The 17,834-nt window shown below is 53.5% G+C and carries 17 protein-coding genes; 14 read left to right on the top strand and 3 right to left on the bottom strand.

Features of this window, described 5'->3' with window-relative positions; all coding sequences use genetic code 11:
- The first annotated feature begins 62 nt into the window (after positions 1–62).
- Together recQ and rhtC are read left to right on the top strand one after the other, a co-directional pair.
- Positions 63–1,892 carry an ATP-dependent DNA helicase RecQ gene (recQ, locus tag P2W74_RS22875; protein WP_276295261.1) on the top strand — a complete coding sequence of 610 codons (1,830 nt, stop codon included), beginning with the start codon at positions 63–65 and terminating at the stop codon, positions 1,890–1,892.
- Positions 1,893–1,956: 64 nt separating this feature from the next.
- Positions 1,957–2,577 (top strand): threonine export protein RhtC, encoded by a 621-nt coding sequence (gene rhtC / locus P2W74_RS22870; protein ID WP_276293362.1) that lies wholly within the window; start codon positions 1,957–1,959, stop codon positions 2,575–2,577.
- Positions 2,578–2,617: 40 nt separating this feature from the next.
- Here rhtC and rhtB read toward each other — a convergent pair whose 3' ends face one another.
- A complete protein-coding gene (gene rhtB, locus P2W74_RS22865; protein WP_276293361.1) occupies positions 2,618–3,238 on the bottom strand; it encodes a homoserine/homoserine lactone efflux protein in 621 nt (206 codons plus the stop codon).
- A 110-nt stretch (positions 3,239–3,348) separates the two neighbouring features.
- On the opposite strand from rhtB, the gene pldB reads away from it, so the two are divergent.
- The 3 genes from pldB to P2W74_RS22850 all read left to right on the top strand — a co-directional run bounded on the left by pldB (position 3,349) and on the right by P2W74_RS22850 (position 6,161).
- The gene (gene pldB / locus P2W74_RS22860; RefSeq protein ID WP_276293359.1) at positions 3,349–4,365 is read left to right on the top strand and encodes a lysophospholipase L2; all 1,017 of its coding nucleotides are present in this window, start codon (positions 3,349–3,351) and stop codon (positions 4,363–4,365) included.
- Positions 4,366–4,380: 15 nt separating this feature from the next.
- Entirely contained in the window at positions 4,381–5,181 is an 801-nt protein-coding gene (gene yigL, locus P2W74_RS22855; protein WP_276293358.1) for a sugar/pyridoxal phosphate phosphatase YigL, read from the top strand.
- A gap of 80 nt (positions 5,182–5,261) precedes the next feature.
- Positions 5,262–6,161: a carboxylate/amino acid/amine transporter gene (locus P2W74_RS22850; RefSeq protein ID WP_276295260.1), complete on the top strand. Its 900-nt coding sequence runs from the start codon at positions 5,262–5,264 to the stop codon at positions 6,159–6,161.
- Here P2W74_RS22850 and metR read toward each other — a convergent pair.
- Positions 6,049–7,002, bottom strand: a complete 954-nt coding sequence (gene metR, locus P2W74_RS22845; protein ID WP_276293357.1) for an HTH-type transcriptional regulator MetR — start codon at positions 7,000–7,002, stop codon at positions 6,049–6,051. The genes P2W74_RS22850 and metR overlap by 113 nt on opposite strands.
- Before the next feature lie 249 nt (positions 7,003–7,251).
- Between metR and metE the strand changes: the two genes are divergently transcribed.
- Positions 7,252–9,513 carry a 5-methyltetrahydropteroyltriglutamate--homocysteine S-methyltransferase gene (metE, locus tag P2W74_RS22840; RefSeq protein ID WP_276293356.1) on the top strand — a complete coding sequence of 754 codons (2,262 nt, stop codon included), beginning with the start codon at positions 7,252–7,254 and terminating at the stop codon, positions 9,511–9,513.
- Positions 9,514–9,587: 74 nt separating this feature from the next.
- Here the strand turns inward: metE and P2W74_RS22835 are convergent, their stop codons facing one another.
- Positions 9,588–10,397 carry a dienelactone hydrolase family protein gene (locus P2W74_RS22835; protein WP_276293355.1) on the bottom strand — a complete coding sequence of 270 codons (810 nt, stop codon included), beginning with the start codon at positions 10,395–10,397 and terminating at the stop codon, positions 9,588–9,590.
- A 260-nt stretch (positions 10,398–10,657) separates the two neighbouring features.
- Here P2W74_RS22835 and udp point away from each other — a divergent pair, with 260 nt between their 5' ends.
- The 8 genes from udp (at position 10,658) to tatC (ending at position 17,795) form a co-directional block, all read left to right on the top strand.
- On the top strand, positions 10,658–11,419 hold the full coding sequence (gene udp / locus P2W74_RS22830) for a uridine phosphorylase (protein WP_192613944.1): 762 nt from the start codon (positions 10,658–10,660) through the stop codon (positions 11,417–11,419).
- A 160-nt stretch (positions 11,420–11,579) separates the two neighbouring features.
- The gene (gene rmuC, locus P2W74_RS22825) at positions 11,580–13,007 is read left to right on the top strand and encodes a DNA recombination protein RmuC (protein WP_276293354.1); all 1,428 of its coding nucleotides are present in this window, start codon (positions 11,580–11,582) and stop codon (positions 13,005–13,007) included.
- 94 nt (positions 13,008–13,101) lie between these two features.
- Positions 13,102–13,857 carry a bifunctional demethylmenaquinone methyltransferase/2-methoxy-6-polyprenyl-1,4-benzoquinol methylase UbiE gene (ubiE, locus tag P2W74_RS22820; RefSeq protein ID WP_276293353.1) on the top strand — a complete coding sequence of 252 codons (756 nt, stop codon included), beginning with the start codon at positions 13,102–13,104 and terminating at the stop codon, positions 13,855–13,857.
- A gap of 13 nt (positions 13,858–13,870) precedes the next feature.
- Positions 13,871–14,476, top strand: a complete 606-nt coding sequence (ubiJ, locus tag P2W74_RS22815) for a ubiquinone biosynthesis protein UbiJ (RefSeq protein WP_276293352.1) — start codon at positions 13,871–13,873, stop codon at positions 14,474–14,476.
- A complete protein-coding gene (ubiB, locus tag P2W74_RS22810; RefSeq protein WP_276293351.1) occupies positions 14,473–16,113 on the top strand; it encodes a ubiquinone biosynthesis regulatory protein kinase UbiB in 1,641 nt (546 codons plus the stop codon). Before ubiJ ends, ubiB begins: the two co-directional genes overlap by 4 nt.
- A 78-nt stretch (positions 16,114–16,191) precedes the next feature.
- Entirely contained in the window at positions 16,192–16,446 is a 255-nt protein-coding gene (tatA, locus tag P2W74_RS22805; RefSeq protein WP_276293350.1) for a Sec-independent protein translocase subunit TatA, read from the top strand.
- A gap of 3 nt (positions 16,447–16,449) precedes the next feature.
- Positions 16,450–16,995, top strand: coding sequence for a Sec-independent protein translocase protein TatB (gene tatB, locus P2W74_RS22800; RefSeq protein WP_276293349.1), 546 nt, complete (start codon positions 16,450–16,452; stop codon positions 16,993–16,995).
- Positions 16,996–16,997: 2 nt separating this feature from the next.
- Positions 16,998–17,795, top strand: coding sequence for a Sec-independent protein translocase subunit TatC (gene tatC, locus P2W74_RS22795; protein ID WP_276293348.1), 798 nt, complete (start codon positions 16,998–17,000; stop codon positions 17,793–17,795).
- Positions 17,796–17,834 lie beyond the last annotated feature (39 nt).

Raw genomic sequence — 17,834 nt, 5'->3', positions numbered from 1 at the left:
TGCAGTTTCTCTCTCAGGCGCTGAAAATAGCGCCTGTTTTTATTCTGGTGAATGGGGTTAATGTGGCGCAGGCGGAAGTGTTGAATCTGGAGTCGGGAGCTAAACAGGTTTTGCAGGAAACCTTCGGCTACCAACAGTTTCGCCCAGGTCAGGAACAGATTATCGACACCGTTCTTTCCGGTCGCGACTGTCTGGTCGTGATGCCAACCGGTGGCGGCAAATCCCTGTGCTATCAAATCCCGGCGCTGCTTCTGAACGGGTTAACCGTGGTCGTTTCGCCGCTCATCTCGCTGATGAAAGACCAGGTTGATCAACTGCTGGCCAACGGCGTGGCGGCGGCGTGTCTGAACTCAACCCAGAGCCGTGAACAACAGCTTGAGGTCATGACGGGTTGCCGTACCGGGCAAATCCGTCTGCTGTATATCGCCCCTGAACGCCTGATGCTGGATAACTTTCTTGAACATCTGGCGCACTGGAACCCGGTGTTATTAGCCGTTGACGAGGCCCACTGTATTTCACAGTGGGGGCACGATTTCCGCCCGGAATACGCCACACTGGGCCAGCTTCGCCAGCGTTTCCCCGCCCTGCCGTTCGTCGCGTTGACCGCGACAGCCGATGAAACCACGCGGCTGGACATTGTTCGCCTGCTGGGGCTGAACGATCCGTTAATTCAGATCAGCAGTTTTGACCGCCCGAACATTCGCTACATGTTGATGGAGAAGTTTAAGCCGCTCGATCAGCTCATGCGTTACGTTCAGGAGCAGCGCGGTAAGTCGGGCATTATTTACTGTAATAGCCGGGCGAAGGTAGAAGACACCGCCGCGCGTTTGCAAAGTCGCGGGATCAGCGCGGCGGCGTATCATGCGGGGCTGGAAAACGGCGTTCGCGCCGATGTGCAGGAAAAATTCCAGCGTGACGATCTGCAAATCGTCGTGGCGACCGTGGCGTTCGGTATGGGGATTAACAAACCCAACGTCCGCTTCGTGGTGCACTTCGACATTCCGCGTAATATCGAATCCTACTATCAGGAAACCGGGCGTGCCGGACGCGACGGCCTGCCTGCGGAAGCGATGCTGTTTTATGATCCGGCGGATATGGCGTGGCTCAGACGCTGTCTTGAAGAAAAGCCTGCCGGACAATTGCTGGATATTGAACGTCATAAACTGAATGCGATGGGGGCGTTTGCTGAGGCGCAAACCTGCCGTCGTCTGGTGTTGCTCAACTATTTTGGCGAAGGGCGTCAGGAAGCGTGCGGCAACTGCGATATCTGTCTCGACCCGCCAAAACAGTACGACGGATTAATGGATGCGCGCAAAGCGCTGTCGACGATCTATCGTGTTAACCAGCGCTTTGGTATGGGGTATGTCGTGGAGGTCCTTCGCGGCGCGAATAACCAGCGCATTCGTGAATTAGCCCATGACAAACTGCCGGTCTACGGCATTGGCCGCGAGCAGAGCCACGAGCATTGGGTGAGCGTCATCCGCCAACTGATTCATCTTGGGCTGGTGACGCAAAACATCGCCCACCACTCGGCGCTCCAGTTAACTGAAGCGGCGCGTCCGGTATTGCGTGGCGATGTGGCTCTTCAGCTTGCCGTGCCGCGCCTCGTCGCGTTGAAGCCGCGCGTGATGCAGAAATCCTTCGGCGGTAACTACGATCGTAAGCTGTTCGCCAAATTGCGTAAATTGCGTAAAGCGATTGCTGACGAAGAGAATATCCCGCCCTATGTGGTTTTCAACGACGCAACGCTTATCGAAATGGCGGAACAGATGCCGGTGTCACCGAGTGAAATGCTCAGCGTTAACGGTGTTGGTATGCGGAAACTGGAGCGTTTTGGCAAAGAGTTTATGGCGCTGATCCGCGCGCATGTCGATGGCGACGACGAAGAGTAGTCAGCCAGGAAAAAAAGTGCCAGGATGGTGACTCACTGAACTATTTCCCCGCGAGTCATTTTTTATGTTGATGCTATTCCTCACCGTGGCCATGGTGCACATTGTTGCGCTGATGAGTCCTGGACCAGACTTTTTCTTTGTCTCCCAAACGGCTGTCAGCCGTTCACGTAAAGAAGCGATGATGGGTGTATTGGGCATTACCTGTGGCGTGATGGTCTGGGCGAGCGTGGCGCTGCTTGGGCTGCATCTGATCATTGAGAAAATGGCCTGGTTGCACACCATTATCATGGTAGGCGGCGGTCTGTACCTGTGCTGGATGGGGTATCAAATGCTCCGTGGCGCGTTGAAAAAACAGGAAACGGCAGCACCCGCGCCGCAGGTAGAACTGGCGCAAAGCGGGCGTAGCTTCCTGAAAGGCTTGCTGACCAACCTGGCGAACCCGAAAGCGATTATTTACTTCGGCTCGGTGTTCTCACTGTTCGTCGGTGATAATGTCGGTACGACTGCGCGCTGGGGTATTTTTGCGCTGATTATCGTGGAAACGCTGGCGTGGTTTACCATCGTTGCCAGTCTGTTTGCCCTGCCGAAAATGCGCCGCGGTTATCAGCGCCTGGCGAAATGGATCGACGGTTTTGCTGGTGCGTTATTCGCAGGTTTTGGCATTCATCTGATTATTTCGCGCTAAGTGGTAAGCCGGATAAGCGTTCGCGCTTTCCGGCAACATTTCAGGCATGTCTTGCTGAGGCCAATAGCGCGCCGACCAGCATAAACAGCGAACCGAACACTTTGTTCAGCGCCTTCATTTGTTTTGGCCCCTTAATCCACGCCGCGATGCGTTGCGCTAGCGTCGCGTAACCGATCATCACAATAACATCGACCACAATGGTGGTGATGCCGAGGATGACGTACTGCATCAGTTGTGGTTCCTGCGGCAGGATAAATTGCGGAAACAGGGCGGCAAGAAAAACAATGCTCTTTGGGTTGGTCAGATTGACAAAGACGGCGCGTTTGAACAATCGGCCACGCGATTGTGTGTTTGCCATCGTGTTCAGATCGATAGCGCCCGCCGCGCGCCATTGCTGGATGCCCAGCCAGATCAGATAGGCGGCCCCCGCCCACTTCAGAACTTCAAAGGCGATGACCGAGCGTGAAAATAGCGTCCCCAGACCGATCCCCACCAGAACGATGTGAATGCCAAGTCCGGTTTGCAGACCCGCAATGGACGCCGCTGCGCCACGATAGCCGTGGTTGATTGAGGTGGTCATGGTATTGATGGCGCCGGAGCCTGGAGAAAGACTCAAAATAATGGATGTCAGCAGGTAGGCGAACCACCATTCAAAGGTCATGAGAAACTCCCGGATTGTCTATTTTTATGCCACAATACGCTACTGTTGCTGTGTTGTGTCAGACATGACAAAAAAAACGATTTTACGTGGTTAACGAGGCTCGATACCCGATGTTTCAGCAGCAAAAAGACTGGGAAACAAGAGAAAACGCGTTTGCCGCTTTTTCCATGGGACCCCTGACAGATTTCTGGCGTCAGCGGGAGGAAGCGGAGTTTACGGGCGTGGACAGTGTTCCGGTACGCTTTGTCCGTTTTCACGCAGAAAAAAATGATCGTGTGGTCGTGATTTGTCCTGGCCGCATTGAAAGCTATGTCAAGTACGCCGAGCTGGCGTATGACCTGTTTCAGACGGGTTTTGACGTGCTCATTATCGACCATCGTGGGCAAGGGCGATCCGGGCGGTTATTGTCGGATACGCACCGTGGGCATGTGGTGAGTTTTAATGATTATGTCGATGATTTAACCGACTTTTGGCGGCAAGAAGTTCAACCGGGGCCGTGGCGAAAACGCTACATTCTCGCCCATTCCATGGGCGGTGCGATTGCCACCCTGTTTCTGCAACGTCACCCCGCGCATTGCGATGCCATCGCGCTTTGTGCGCCGATGTTTGGTATTGTGATGCGTCTGCCCTCGTTTATGGTGCGCCATATTCTCGACTGGGCGGAAGGGCATCAACGTATCCGTGAAGGGTACGCGATTGGCACGGGTCGCTGGCGGGCGCTGCCGTTTAGCATGAATGCGCTAACCCACAGCCGACAACGCTACCGTCGCAACTTACGTTTTTATGCCGACGAACCGCAACTGCGGGTTGGTGGGCCTACATATCACTGGGTACGTGAAGGTATTCAGGCTGGCGAACAGGTGTTGGCAGGGGCGGGCGATGATGCGACGCCTACGCTGCTCATCCAGGCAGAAGAAGAGCGTGTGGTGGATAACCGCATGCATGACCGTTTTTGTGAAATCCGCGCCGCAGCAGGCCATCCTGTAGAAGGAGGTCAGCCGCTTGTCATCAAAGGCGCGTACCATGAGATCCTTTTTGAAAAGGACGCAATGCGCTCAGTCGCGCTCAACGCTATTGTTGAATTTTTCAACAGGCATAATTCATCCAGCGAAAATCGCTTTGCATAGAGGTTTAATTTTCTTATGTATCAGGTTGTTGCGTCTGATTTAGATGGTACGCTACTCTCTCCCGACCACACGTTATCCCCTTACGCTAAAGAGACACTGAAACTGTTGACTGCCCGTGGCGTCAATTTTGTTTTTGCGACCGGGCGTCACCATGTCGACGTAGGGCAAATCCGCGATAACCTCGGGATTCAGTCTTACATGATCACCTCCAACGGGGCGCGTGTGCACGATCCCGAAGGAAATCTGGTGTTTACGCATAATCTGGATCGCGACATTGCCAGCGATCTGTTTGGCGTGGTGAACACGAACCCCGATATCATCACCAACGTTTATCGCAACGACGAATGGTTTATGAATCGTCATCGTCCGGATGAGATGCGTTTTTTCAAAGAGGCGGTTTTCAATTACTCGCTGTTTGAACCCGGCTTACTGGAGCCGGAAGGCATCAGCAAAGTGTTCTTCACCAGCAATTCTCATGAAATACTGCTGCCGCTTGAACAGGCGATAAATGCGCGTTGGGGCGATCGTGTCAATGTGAGTTTCTCTACGCTGACGTGCCTGGAAGTGATGGCCGGGGGCGTTTCGAAGGGGCATGCGCTGGAGGCCGTCGCTAAAGCAATGGGCTACAGCCTGAAGGATTGCATTGCCTTTGGCGATGGCATGAACGACGCCGAGATGCTCTCCATGGCGGGTAAAGGCTGCATTATGGGCAATGCGCACCAGCGCCTGAAAGACCTGCATCCGGGACTGGACGTGATCGGCACCAACGCTGACGACGCTGTGCCGCATTACCTGCGTGAGCTGTTTTTATCCTGATGTAACTGTTCTTTCGTTGACCAGTTGTCAACTGAACTCTCCGCTACAATGGATGCTCCTTGTTCAAAGAGACATCCATTGTGGCGCTACTCATCATTACCACGATCCTGTGGGCCTTTTCTTTTAGCTTAATTGGCGAGTATCTTGCCGGGCATGTCGACAGCTATTTTTCCGTGTTGATGCGTGTGGGGCTGGCGGCGCTGGTATTCCTGCCGTTTCTGCGCACGCGCGGGCAGTCGCCGCGGACCATTGTGCTCTACATGCTGGTCGGCGCGATGCAGCTAGGCATCATGTACCTGCTCAGTTTCCGCGCTTACCTGTACCTGACCGTCTCTGAATTTTTACTGTTTACCGTCCTTACACCGCTTTATATCACGCTGATCTACGATCTGTTGAGTAAGCGCAGACTGCGCTGGGGCTATGTGTTGAGCGCGCTGTTGGCGGTGGTTGGAGCCGCGATCATTCGCTATGACAAAGTCAGCGACCACTTCTGGACCGGTTTATTGCTGGTACAGCTGGCGAATATCAGTTTTGCCATTGGAATGGTGGGCTACAAGCGGTTGATGGAGATCCACCCGATGCCGCAGCACAACGCGTTTGCCTGGTTCTACATGGGGGCATTTCTGGTGGCTGTCGCCGCCTGGTTCATGTTGGGAAATCCCAACAAACTCCCGACAACCCCATTACAATGGGGCATCCTGGTTTGGTTGGGCGTGGTGGCTTCCGGACTGGGTTACTTTATGTGGAACTACGGGGCGACACAGGTGGATGCAGGCACGCTGGGCATCATGAATAACGTGCATGTGCCCGCAGGACTGCTGGTCAACCTTGCTATCTGGCAAGAACAGCCCCACTGGCCAAGCTTTATCATTGGGGCGACGGTGATACTGGCCTCACTGTGGGTACATCGCTATTGGGTCGCTCCGCGCTCCGTACGAACGGCAGATGATCGCAAGCGTGGTTCCGCGCTGAACGAATAAAGGCTTCCGTGACCGCCTGCCGTTGTTCGCCATCGCGGACGGCGGCGTAGAGGCGGCTCCACAATCCATCACCCAGGGTTTTGGTCACCACCAGGCCCTGGCGTTCAAAACTCTCCACCACCCAGTGCGGCAGGGCTGCAATACCCATTCTGGCGGCCACCATCTGAATCAACAGCAACGTATTATCGACGCTTTTCAACGACGGGCTGACGCCCGCAGGCTGCAGGAAGTGGCGCCACACGTCGAGGCGGCTGCGCTGCACCGGATAGATCAGCAGCGTTTCGCTGGCGAGATCTTCCGGCGTGATCAGCGTTTTGCTGGCCAGCGGATGATCCGGAGCCAGTACCAGACGCACTTCAAAATCAAACATGGGCGAATAGTGCAGTCCGCTGCGCGGCAGGATATCGGAGGTCATCACCAGATCCAGCTCGTCTTGCTGCAGCGCGGGTTGTGGGTCAAACGTCACGCCGGATTTGAAATCCATCTCCACCTGCGGCCATTTCGCGTGGAAATTTTCCAGCGCCGGGGTCAGCCACTGAATACAGCTATGACATTCAATCGCAATACGTAGCCGGGTCTGTTGCGGTTCGTTGCATGCCTGAAGCGCCCGGCTAATCTGCGGTAGCACCTGGTTTGCCAACTGCAGGAGAATCTCTCCCTGTGGCGTAAAACGCAGCGGCTGGCTTTTACGCACAAAGAGCCGGAAACCGAGGCGCTGCTCCAGATCGCTGAACTGGTGAGACAGGGCGGATTGGGTCTGATGCAACGTTGCCGCGGCTGCTGCCAGCGAACCACTATTCCGCAACGCCTGTAGCGTTTTCAGGTGTTTAATTTCGATCATGAAAGTCCTTCACTTCGGCATGAACAAATTGCGCTTGAGGAATACACAGTACCTTTACATTATGGATGTGTAAACATCTGGACGTCCAAAACTCGTCATATTTCGACTTGCAGGTGCGTTGGCTTCCTCGCTTACCCCAGTCACTTACTTCAGTAAGCTCCAGGGGATGCGCTGTGTCACTGCCTTCCTGCCAGCCGAACTATTTAGAGTTTTGCTTTCAGATTCAATAAAATAATGAGAGGAAGAAAAATGACAATATTAAATCACACCCTCGGTTTCCCTCGCGTTGGCCTGCGTCGCGAGCTGAAAAAAGCACAAGAAAGCTACTGGGCGGGCACGACATCTCGTGAAGAACTGCTGGCGGTTGGACGCGAACTGCGCGCTCGCCACTGGGATCAGCAGAAGCAAGCCGGTATCGACCTGCTGCCGGTAGGCGATTTCGCCTGGTACGACCATGTTCTGACCACCAGCCTGCTGCTGGGTAATGTTCCGGCTCGTCATCAGAACAACGATGGATCGGTGGATATCGACACCCTGTTCCGCATTGGCCGCGGTCGTGCGCCAACTGGCAAACCGGCGGCGGCGGCGGAAATGACCAAATGGTTTAACACCAACTACCACTACATGGTGCCGGAGTTCGTGAAAGGCCAGCAGTTCAAACTGACCTGGACCCAGTTGCTGGATGAAGTGGACGAAGCGCTGGCGCTGGGCCACAAAATTAAACCTGTGCTGCTGGGGCCAGTCACCTACCTGTGGTTGGGTAAAGTGAAAGGCGAGCAGTTTGACCGCCTGAGCCTGCTGAAAGACATCCTGCCGGTGTACCAGCAGGTGCTGGCCGAGCTGGCAAAACGCGGCGTTGAGTGGGTGCAGATCGACGAACCGGCGCTGGTGCTGGAACTGCCGCAGGAATGGCTGAACGCGTTCAAACCTGCGTATGACGCGCTCACGGGTCAGGTGAAACTGCTGCTGACCACCTATTTTGAAGGCGTGACGCCGAACCTCGACACCATCACCGCGCTGCCGGTGCAGGGTCTGCACGTTGACCTGGTTCATGGGAAAGATGACGTCACAGAGCTGCATAAACGCCTGCCGTCTGAATGGCTGCTTTCCGCCGGGCTGGTGAACGGTCGTAACGTCTGGCGTGCCGATCTCACCGAGAAGTACGCACAAATTAAAGATATCGTTGGCAAACGTTCCCTGTGGGTCGCCTCTTCCTGCTCCCTGCTGCACAGCCCGATCGATCTCAGCGTGGAAACGCGTCTGGATGCGGAAGTGAAAAGCTGGTTTGCCTTCGCCCTGCAAAAATGTGGCGAGCTGGCGCTGCTGCGCGATGCGCTGAACAGCGGCGATACCGCGAAACTGGCGGAATGGAGCGCCCCGATTCAGGCGCGTCGCCACTCAACCCGTGTACATAATGCGGCAGTGGAAAAACGTCTGGCGGCGATCACCGCCCAGGACAGCCAGCGCGCGAATGCCTATGAAGTACGTGCCGAAGCCCAACGTGCACGCTTTAAACTGCCCGCATGGCCGACCACGACCATCGGTTCATTCCCGCAAACCACGGAAATTCGTGGCCTGCGCCTGGACTTCAAAAAAGGCAATCTCGACGCCAACAACTATCGTACCGGCATCGCAGAGCACATCAAACAGGCGATTGTTGAGCAGGAACGCTTAGGCCTCGACGTGCTGGTGCACGGCGAAGCCGAGCGTAACGACATGGTGGAATACTTTGGCGAGCACCTCGACGGGTTCGTCTTTACCCAGAACGGTTGGGTACAGAGCTACGGTTCCCGATGCGTGAAGCCGCCGGTGGTGATCGGCGACGTCAGCCGCCCGGAAGCGATTACCGTCGAGTGGGCGAAGTACGCCCAGTCCCTGACCGACAAACCGGTGAAAGGCATGCTGACCGGTCCGGTGACCATTCTGTGCTGGTCCTTCCCGCGCGAAGACGTAACCCGCGAAACCATCGCCAAACAGATTGCCCTGGCGCTGCGTGACGAAGTGGCAGATCTGGAAGCCGCAGGGATTGGCATCATCCAGATCGACGAACCGGCGCTGCGCGAAGGTTTACCGCTGCGTCGCAGCGACTGGGTGGCGTATCTGGCGTGGGGCGTGGAAGCCTTCCGCATCAACGCCGCTGTGGCGAAGGATGACACCCAGATCCACACTCACATGTGTTACTGCGAGTTTAACGACATCATGGATTCGATTGCGGCGCTGGACGCTGACGTTATCACCATTGAAACCTCGCGTTCCGACATGGAGTTGCTGGAGTCCTTCGAAGAGTTTGATTACCCGAACGAAATCGGGCCGGGCGTGTATGACATTCACTCGCCGAACGTGCCGAGCGTGGAGTGGATCGAAGCACTGCTGAAGAAAGCCGAGCAGCGTATCCCGGCGGAGCGTCTGTGGGTGAACCCGGACTGCGGCCTCAAAACCCGCGGCTGGCCGGAAACCCGCGCGGCGCTGGCGAACATGGTGCAGGCGGCGCAGAATTTGCGTCAGGGGTAGTACTCCAGGCCCGGTAAGCGAAAGCGCCACCGGGCATTTTGTCGGGTGGTGGCTTCGCCTCACCCGACCAGGAGTTACTTTTTACTTCCATACTGCGCAAACCACGCCAGCATTCTCTGCCAGCCATCTTTCGCTGACTCTTCGTGATAGCTCGGGCGGTAATCCGCATTAAACGCATGTCCCGCATCCGGGTAGACGACAATCTCCGTTTTGGCGTTGGCGGCACGGAGCGCATGACGCATGGTTTCCACGGAATCAACAGGAATGCTGGTGTCTTGCCCGCCGTACAGTCCCAAGACCGGGGCATTCAGATCCGTTGTGATATCCACGGGCTGTTTCGGGGAGTTCAGCGTTTTGTCGCCCACCAGTTTGCCGTACCACGCCACGGCAGCCTTTAACTGTGGATTATGCGCAGCATACAGCCAGGTAATACGTCCACCCCAACAGAAACCGGTAATCATCAGGCGATGGACATCACCGCCGTTGCGGGAAGCCCAACTGGCGACATGGTCCAGGTCCGCCAGCACTTGCGAATCAGGAACTTTGGCCACCAGACCACTCAGTAACGTGGGTATATCGGCAAAATCGTTAGGATCGCCTTCACGGAAATAGAGCTCTGGTGCGATAGCCAGAAACCCTTCCAGTGCCAGGCGGCGGCAAACGTCGCGAATATGTTCATGCACGCCAAAAATTTCTTGCACCACGATGACAATTGGCAGTGCGCCGTCACTGTTTCTAGGGCGAGCGTGATATGCCGGCATATCATCGCCCTGAGAGGGAATCGACGTCAGTCCAGCGATGATGGCGTCATCCGTCGTATGAACAATGGTAGAGGCAAGAGGTGAAGCTGCAGGTGCAAAACCCGGTTGTTGTGTCTTCGTCATGGTATTCTCCGTACCCTTAAGAAAATTAGCGCAATGTTAAATATAGACAGCATGCAACAAATCACATTGCCTGAAACGGTCTATCTTTTGTGCAACGGTGAGTGATATCGATAGGTTTGTGTGATGTGGATCGCTATTTTATGGAAATCCAATGCAATTTATTTACATCATGGTGATGGGTGTCACGAAAATGTTTTGAGTCCTTCGGTAGAGTGTCTTTTTGCTGCTTCTGACAAAACCAATTCACAGAGGAGTTGTATATGTCCAAGTCTGATGTTTTTCATCTCGGCCTCACTAAAAACGATTTACAAGGGGCTACGCTTGCCATCGTCCCTGGCGATCCGGAGCGTGTGGAAAAGATCGCTGCGCTGATGGATAAGCCGGTTAAGCTGGCATCCCATCGCGAGTTCACTACGTGGCGTGCTGAACTGGATGGCAAAGCAGTGATTGTTTGCTCTACCGGTATTGGCGGCCCGTCTACCTCTATCGCTGTGGAAGAGCTGGCACAGTTGGGCATTCGTACTTTCCTGCGCATTGGCACTACCGGCGCGATTCAACCGCACATTAACGTTGGCGACGTACTGGTCACCACCGCCTCTGTTCGTCTGGACGGTGCAAGCCTGCATTTCGCGCCGATGGAGTTCCCGGCCGTGGCAGACTTTGCCTGTACCACCGCGCTGGTTGAAGCGGCGAAATCCATTGGCGCGACGACACACATTGGTGTTACGGCGTCTTCTGACACCTTCTATCCAGGCCAGGAACGTTACGATACCTTCTCTGGTCGTGTAGTCCGCAACTTCAAAGGCTCCATGGAAGAGTGGCAGTCAATGGGTGTCATGAACTATGAAATGGAATCCGCAACGCTGCTAACCATGTGTGCAAGCCAGGGTCTGCGTGCTGGTATGGTGGCGGGCGTTATCGTCAACCGCACCCAGCAAGAGATTCCCAATGCAGAAACGATGAAGCAAACAGAAAGCCACGCAGTGAAAATTGTGGTGGAAGCGGCGCGTCGTCTGCTGTAATTCTCTCTTCTCTTGTCAAAGGCCGATGCGTTCGGCCTTTTTATTTTGCGTAGCCCCTCGCAGGAAATTCCTTTTAAACTGGACGTTTATACAGCACAATTCTATTTTGTGCGGGTAAAGTCTGTTCCATCAGGCTTACGTCGTTTATGCAGGAGGCGTTGTGGATATCTCAATCATTGTTTATGCGGTTATCGCATTGGTGGGCATTGCGATTGGCTGGTTGATGGCCAGCTACCAGCATGCGCAACAGAAAGCCGAACAATTTGCCGAGCGTGAAGAGCTGGTCGCGGATTTAAGCGCGACAAAACAGCAGCTTGCTCAGAGCGATCACTGGCGCGATGAATGCGAATTGCTCAACAATGAGTTACGCAGTCTGCGTAGTATTAATACCTCCCTGGAAGCTGACCTGCGTGAAGTCACCACCCGTATGGAAGCAACACAGCAGCATGCAGAAGACAAAATCCGCCAGATGATCAATAGCGAACAGCGTCTGAGCGAGCAGTTTGAAAACCTGGCAAACCGGATATTTGAGCAAAGTAACCGCCGGGTCGATGAGCAAAATCGCCAGAGCCTTAATGGCCTGCTTACGCCACTGCGTGAACAGTTGGATGGTTTCCGGCGTCAGGTGCAGGACAGCTTTGGTCAGGAAGCGCGTGAACGTCACACTCTGGCGCACGAAATTCGCAATCTCCAACAGTTGAATGCACAGATGGCTCAGGAAGCGGTCAACCTGACGCGTGCGCTCAAAGGTGACAACAAAACCCAGGGTAACTGGGGAGAAGTGGTGTTGACGCGCGTGCTGGAGGCATCGGGCTTGCGTGAAGGTTATGAATACGAAACGCAGGTGAGTATTGAAAACGATGCCCGCTCCCGGATGCAACCGGATGTGATTGTGCGTTTACCGCAGGGCAAGGACGTCGTGATTGACGCCAAAATGACGCTGGTTGCATACGAGCGCTATTTCAACGCACAAGATGATTACACCCGCGAAAGCGCGATGCAGGAACACATTGCTTCGGTACGCAACCATATCCGTTTGCTGGGGCGTAAAGATTATCAACAGTTGCCAGGGCTGCGTACGCTGGACTATGTCCTGATGTTTATCCCTGTCGAACCTGCTTTTCTGCTGGCGTTGGACAAACAGCCCGAACTGATTACCGAAGCGCTTAAAAATAATATTATGCTGGTGAGCCCAACGACCCTGTTGGTGGCGCTACGCACAATCGCCAACTTGTGGCGCTATGAACATCAAAGCCGTAATGCCCAGCAAATTGCCGATCGGGCCAGCAAGCTCTATGACAAAATGCGGCTGTTTGTCGATGATATGTCGTCTATTGGTCAGAGCCTGGATAAGGCGCAGGACAACTATCGGCAGGCGATGAAAAAACTCTCCTCGGGCCGTGGAAACGTCCTGGCTCAGGCGGAGGCTTTTCGCGGGTTGGGGGTGGAAATTAAACGCGAAATCAATCCGGATTTGGTTGAGCAAGCCACGACGCAGGATGAAGAGTACCGTTTACGCTCTGTTCCAGAGCAGACAAAGGACGCAGCTTACCCTGATGATGAGGGTGCAAAGCAGCAATCACGCTAGCCCATTCGGGGTAGTTGAACCCAGTAGAAGGGTAGGGCAAATTGCCCCAATCTGTTACACTTCTCGAACATTTTATTGATGAGCAGGCACTGAGATGGTGGAAGATTCACAAGAAACGACGCACTTTGGCTTTCAGACCGTCGCTAAAGAGCAGAAAGCTGACATGGTGGCCCACGTTTTTCATTCTGTGGCGTCAAAATACGACGTCATGAATGACTTAATGTCATTTGGCATTCATCGTTTGTGGAAGCGCTTCACCATTGATTGTAGCGGCGTTCGACGTGGGCAGACCGTTCTGGATCTGGCGGGCGGTACGGGCGACCTGACCGCGAAGTTTTCACGTATGGTGGGTGAGACAGGTAAAGTCATTCTGGCGGATATTAACGACTCAATGCTCAAAATGGGGCGTGAGAAGCTGCGTAATATCGGCGTCATTGGCAACGTTGAGTACGTTCAGGCGAATGCGGAAGCATTGCCATTCCCAGACAACACCTTTGACTGCATTACCATTTCGTTCGGGCTACGTAACGTAACGGATAAAGATAAAGCATTGCGTTCGATGTATCGCGTATTGAAGCCAGGTGGTCGTCTGTTGGTGCTGGAGTTCTCCAAACCCATCATTGAACCGCTGAGCAAAGCGTATGATGCGTATTCATTCCACATCCTGCCGCGAATTGGTTCGATGGTCGCAAGTGATGCGGAAAGTTACCGTTATCTTGCTGAGTCCATCCGTATGCATCCCGATCAGGACACTCTAAAAGTGATGATGCAGGACGCCGGATTTGAAAGCGTCGACTATTACAACCTGACGGCCGGTGTTGTTGCTCTGCATCGTGGTTACAAGTTCTGACAGGAGATCGGGGATGCCTTTTAAACCCTTAGTGACCGCAGGAATCGAAAGTTTGCTCAACACCTTTCTGTACCGTTCGACTGCATTAAAGTCGGCGCGAGCGCGCTTGCAAAGCAAGGTACTGCGTGTAGAGCTGAAAGGATTTTCGACGCCATTAGTATTGGTGTTCAGTGAACGCCAGGTCGATGTACTGGGGGCATGGGAAGGTGAGGCCGACTGTACGGTGATAACGCATGCCAGCGTATTGCCAAAATTACGCGACCGGCAGCAGCTCACTGCGCTTATTCGCAGTGGTGAACTTGAAGTGCAGGGCGATATTCAGGTGGTGCAGAATTTTGTTGCGCTGGCCGATCTGGCTGAGTTAGACCCTGCGGAACTGCTGGCTCCCTACACCGGCGACATCGCTGCGGAAGGGATCAGTAAAGCGTTGCGCGGTGGGGCGAAATTTCTGTGTCACGGGGTTCAACGCCAGCAACGCTATATCGCTGAAGCGATCACTGAAGAGTGGCGAATGGCACCCGGAGCGCTCGAAGTTGCCTGGTTTGCAGAAGAAACTGCCGCCGTGGAGCGTGCAGTCGACGCGCTGGCTAAACGGCTGGAAAAACTGGAGGCCAAATGACGCCAGGTGAAGTACGGCGCCTTTATTTCATCGTTCGCACCTTTTTAAGTTACGGCCTTGATGAACTCATCCCCAAAATGCGTATTACGCTGCCGCTTCGGCTATGGCGTTACACATTGTTCTGGATGCCGAATAAGCACGAAGACAAACCGCTGGGAGAGCGACTAAGACTCGCTTTGCAGGAGTTAGGGCCGGTGTGGATCAAGTTTGGTCAAATGCTCTCCACTCGCCGTGATCTTTTCCCTCCTCATATCGCCGATCAGCTTGCGTTACTGCAGGACCGGGTTGCCCCGTTTGATGGAAATCTCGCAAAAGCACAAATTGAGGAAGCGATGGGAGGATTACCTGTCGATGCCTGGTTTGATGATTTTGAAATACAGCCATTGGCCTCTGCGTCGGTTGCTCAGGTGCATACCGCGCGCCTGAAATCGAATGGCAAAGAGGTGGTGATTAAAGTGATCCGCCCGGACATTCTGCCGGTTATCAAAGCGGACATGAAGTTGATCTACCGACTTGCTCGCTGGGTACCACGCTTATTGCCGGATGGCCGCCGTCTGCGTCCGACCGAAGTGGTAAGAGAGTATGAAAAAACGCTGATTGATGAACTTAATCTGCTGCGTGAATCTGCCAACGCCATTCAACTGCGTCGTAATTTTGAAGGCAGTCCGATGCTCTACATCCCGGAAGTCTATTCCGATTACTGTAGCCAAAATATGATGGTTATGGAGCGGATTTACGGCATTCCTGTCTCGGATGTGGTGACGCTGGAGAAGAACGGTACCAACATGAAGCTTCTGGCTGAACGTGGGGTGCAGGTCTTTTTTACCCAGGTCTTTCGCGACAGTTTTTTCCATGCGGACATGCACCCGGGGAATATTTTTGTTAGCTATGAGCATCCTGAAAATCCCAAATACATTGGCATTGATTGTGGGATCGTCGGCTCGCTAAATAAAGAAGATAAGCGCTACCTGGCGGAGAACTTCATCGCGTTCTTTAATCGTGATTACCGTAAAGTCGCGGAACTGCATGTGGACTCCGGTTGGGTTCCACCAGACACCAATATCGAAGAGTTTGAGTTTGCCATTCGTACGGTATGTGAGCCGATCTTTGAAAAGCCGCTGGCGGAAATCTCCTTTGGCCATGTGTTGTTGAATCTGTTTAATACAGCACGCCGATTTAATATGGAAGTTCAGCCGCAGTTGGTATTGCTGCAGAAGACCTTGCTGTATGTTGAAGGTGTTGGACGGCAGCTTTATCCGCAACTTGATCTGTGGAAAACCGCCAAGCCATTCCTCGAATCCTGGATTAAAGATCAGGTCGGAATTCCTGCTCTGGTGAGAGCATTTAAGGAAAAAGCCCCGTTCTGGGTCGAAAAAATGCCAGAATTACCTGAATTGGTGTATGACAGTTTGCGCCAGGGCAAATATTTACAGCACAGTGTTGATAAGATTGCGCGCGAGCTTCAGGCGAATCATGTACGCCAGGGACAATCACGTTATTTACTGGGGATTGGTGCCACCTTATTGTTAAGTGGGACATTCCTGCTCATCAACCGTCCCGAATGGGGTTTGATGCCAGGCTGGTTAATGGCGGGTGGTCTGGTTGCCTGGATTATCGGTTGGCGTAAAACGCGCTGATTTTTTCATCGCTCAAGGTAGGTCGTGTAACGTATAATACGACCTTAATAATTCATCATCTATCACAGAGGAACATGTATGGGTGGTATCAGTATTTGGCAGTTGTTGATCATTGCCGTCATCGTTGTACTGCTATTTGGCACCAAAAAGCTCGGCTCCATCGGTTCCGATCTCGGCGCGTCAATTAAGGGTTTCAAAAAAGCCATGGGCGATGATGATACGAAGCAGGATAAAACCAGTCAGGATGCTGATTTTACTGCTAAATCTATCGCTGATCAGCAAAGCGAGCCTAAAAAAGAAGACGCCAAGAGCCACGATAAAGAGCAGGTATAATTCGTGTTTGATATCGGTTTTAGCGAACTGCTATTGGTGTTTGTCATTGGCCTCATCGTTCTGGGGCCTCAACGATTACCTATTGCGGTAAAAACGGTAGCGGGCTGGGTTCGCGCATTGCGATCCCTTGCAACCACAGTTCAGAACGAACTGACCCAGGAGCTTAAGCTCCAGGAGTTTCAGGACAGCCTGAAGAAGGTTGAAAAGGCGAGCCTGGATACCCTGACCCCTGAACTGAAGGCATCAATGGATGAACTTCGTCAGGCTGCGGAGTCAATGAAACGTTCCTACAGTGCTAACGATCCTGAAAAGTCGAGTGACGAAGTGCACACCATCCATAATCCGGTGGTGAAAGGGAACGAAGCGCAGCACGAGGGCGTCACCCCTGCCACCGCTGAAACACAGGCCAGTTCACCGGAACAGAAACCGGAGACGGCTGCTGCAACGCCTGCGCCGACGGAGACCGTTTCCGCAAACGTGATGGACGCAGAAAAGAAATCCGCCGCGCCTGTTCTCGAATCCTCCCCTTCGCCGAGTGATAAACCGTAAACATGGCTGTAGATGATACTCAACCCCTTATTACGCATCTGATTGAGCTGCGTAAGCGCCTTCTGAACTGCATTATTGCGGTTATCGTGATTTTTCTGTCGTTGGTTTACTTTGCCAACGATATTTATCATCTGGTTGCTGCGCCGCTGATCAAACAGTTGCCTCAGGGGGCGACGATGATCGCCACAGATGTGGCCTCGCCGTTTTTCACCCCGATCAAACTCACCTTCATGGTGTCGTTGATTTTGTCAGCGCCGGTGATCCTGTACCAGGTGTGGGCGTTTATTGCTCCTGCACTGTATAAGCACGAACGTCGTCTTGTTATGCCGTTGCTGGTATCCAGCTCACTGCTGTTCTACATCGGTATGGCGTTCGCCTACTTTGTGGTCTTCCCGCTGGCATTTGGTTTTCTGGCTAACACAGCACCGCAAGGCGTACAGGTTTCTACTGATATCGCCAGTTATCTCAGCTTTGTGATGGCGCTGTTTATGGCATTCGGCATCTCCTTTGAGGTTCCGGTCGCCATTGTGCTGCTTTGCTGGATGGGTGTAACGACCCCCGACGATTTACGCAAGAAGCGCCCTTATGTTTTGGTCGGCGCGTTCGTTGTGGGGATGTTGCTGACCCCGCCTGATGTCTTCTCGCAAACACTGTTAGCGATACCGATGTATTGCTTGTTTGAAGTTGGCGTCTTCTTCTCTCGTTTCTATGTGGGTAAACGACAAACGCGAGATGAAGATAACGAGGCTGAGAACGAGAAAGCTGAAAACGCTGAGAAAGCAGAGAAACCCGAAGAATAAACACAACCGCCCGTCAGGGCGGTTGTCGTATTGGAGACA

The organism is Citrobacter enshiensis, assembly GCF_029338175.1.
Lineage (GTDB): Bacteria > Pseudomonadota > Gammaproteobacteria > Enterobacterales > Enterobacteriaceae > Citrobacter_D > Citrobacter_D enshiensis.
The sequence above is the reverse complement of the archived record's forward strand: the minus strand, read 5'-3'. Positions and strand labels throughout refer to the sequence as shown.

What these genes read in the sequence shown, in the direction of transcription:
- rhtC (WP_276293362.1), top strand. Translation starts at nt 1,957, where the DNA reads ATGTTGATGCTATTCCTCACCGTGGCCATGGTGCACATTGTTGCGCTG.
- rhtB (WP_276293361.1), bottom strand. Translation starts at nt 3,238, where the DNA reads ATGACCTTTGAATGGTGGTTCGCCTACCTGCTGACATCCATTATTTTG.
- pldB (WP_276293359.1), top strand. Translation starts at nt 3,349, where the DNA reads ATGTTTCAGCAGCAAAAAGACTGGGAAACAAGAGAAAACGCGTTTGCC.
- yigL (WP_276293358.1), top strand. Translation starts at nt 4,381, where the DNA reads ATGTATCAGGTTGTTGCGTCTGATTTAGATGGTACGCTACTCTCTCCC.
- metR (WP_276293357.1), bottom strand. Translation starts at nt 7,002, where the DNA reads ATGATCGAAATTAAACACCTGAAAACGCTACAGGCGTTGCGGAATAGT.
- metE (WP_276293356.1), top strand. Translation starts at nt 7,252, where the DNA reads ATGACAATATTAAATCACACCCTCGGTTTCCCTCGCGTTGGCCTGCGT.
- P2W74_RS22835 (WP_276293355.1), bottom strand. Translation starts at nt 10,397, where the DNA reads ATGACGAAGACACAACAACCGGGTTTTGCACCTGCAGCTTCACCTCTT.
- udp (WP_192613944.1), top strand. Translation starts at nt 10,658, where the DNA reads ATGTCCAAGTCTGATGTTTTTCATCTCGGCCTCACTAAAAACGATTTA.
- ubiE (WP_276293353.1), top strand. Translation starts at nt 13,102, where the DNA reads ATGGTGGAAGATTCACAAGAAACGACGCACTTTGGCTTTCAGACCGTC.
- ubiJ (WP_276293352.1), top strand. Translation starts at nt 13,871, where the DNA reads ATGCCTTTTAAACCCTTAGTGACCGCAGGAATCGAAAGTTTGCTCAAC.
- ubiB (WP_276293351.1), top strand. Translation starts at nt 14,473, where the DNA reads ATGACGCCAGGTGAAGTACGGCGCCTTTATTTCATCGTTCGCACCTTT.
- tatA (WP_276293350.1), top strand. Translation starts at nt 16,192, where the DNA reads ATGGGTGGTATCAGTATTTGGCAGTTGTTGATCATTGCCGTCATCGTT.
- tatC (WP_276293348.1), top strand. Translation starts at nt 16,998, where the DNA reads ATGGCTGTAGATGATACTCAACCCCTTATTACGCATCTGATTGAGCTG.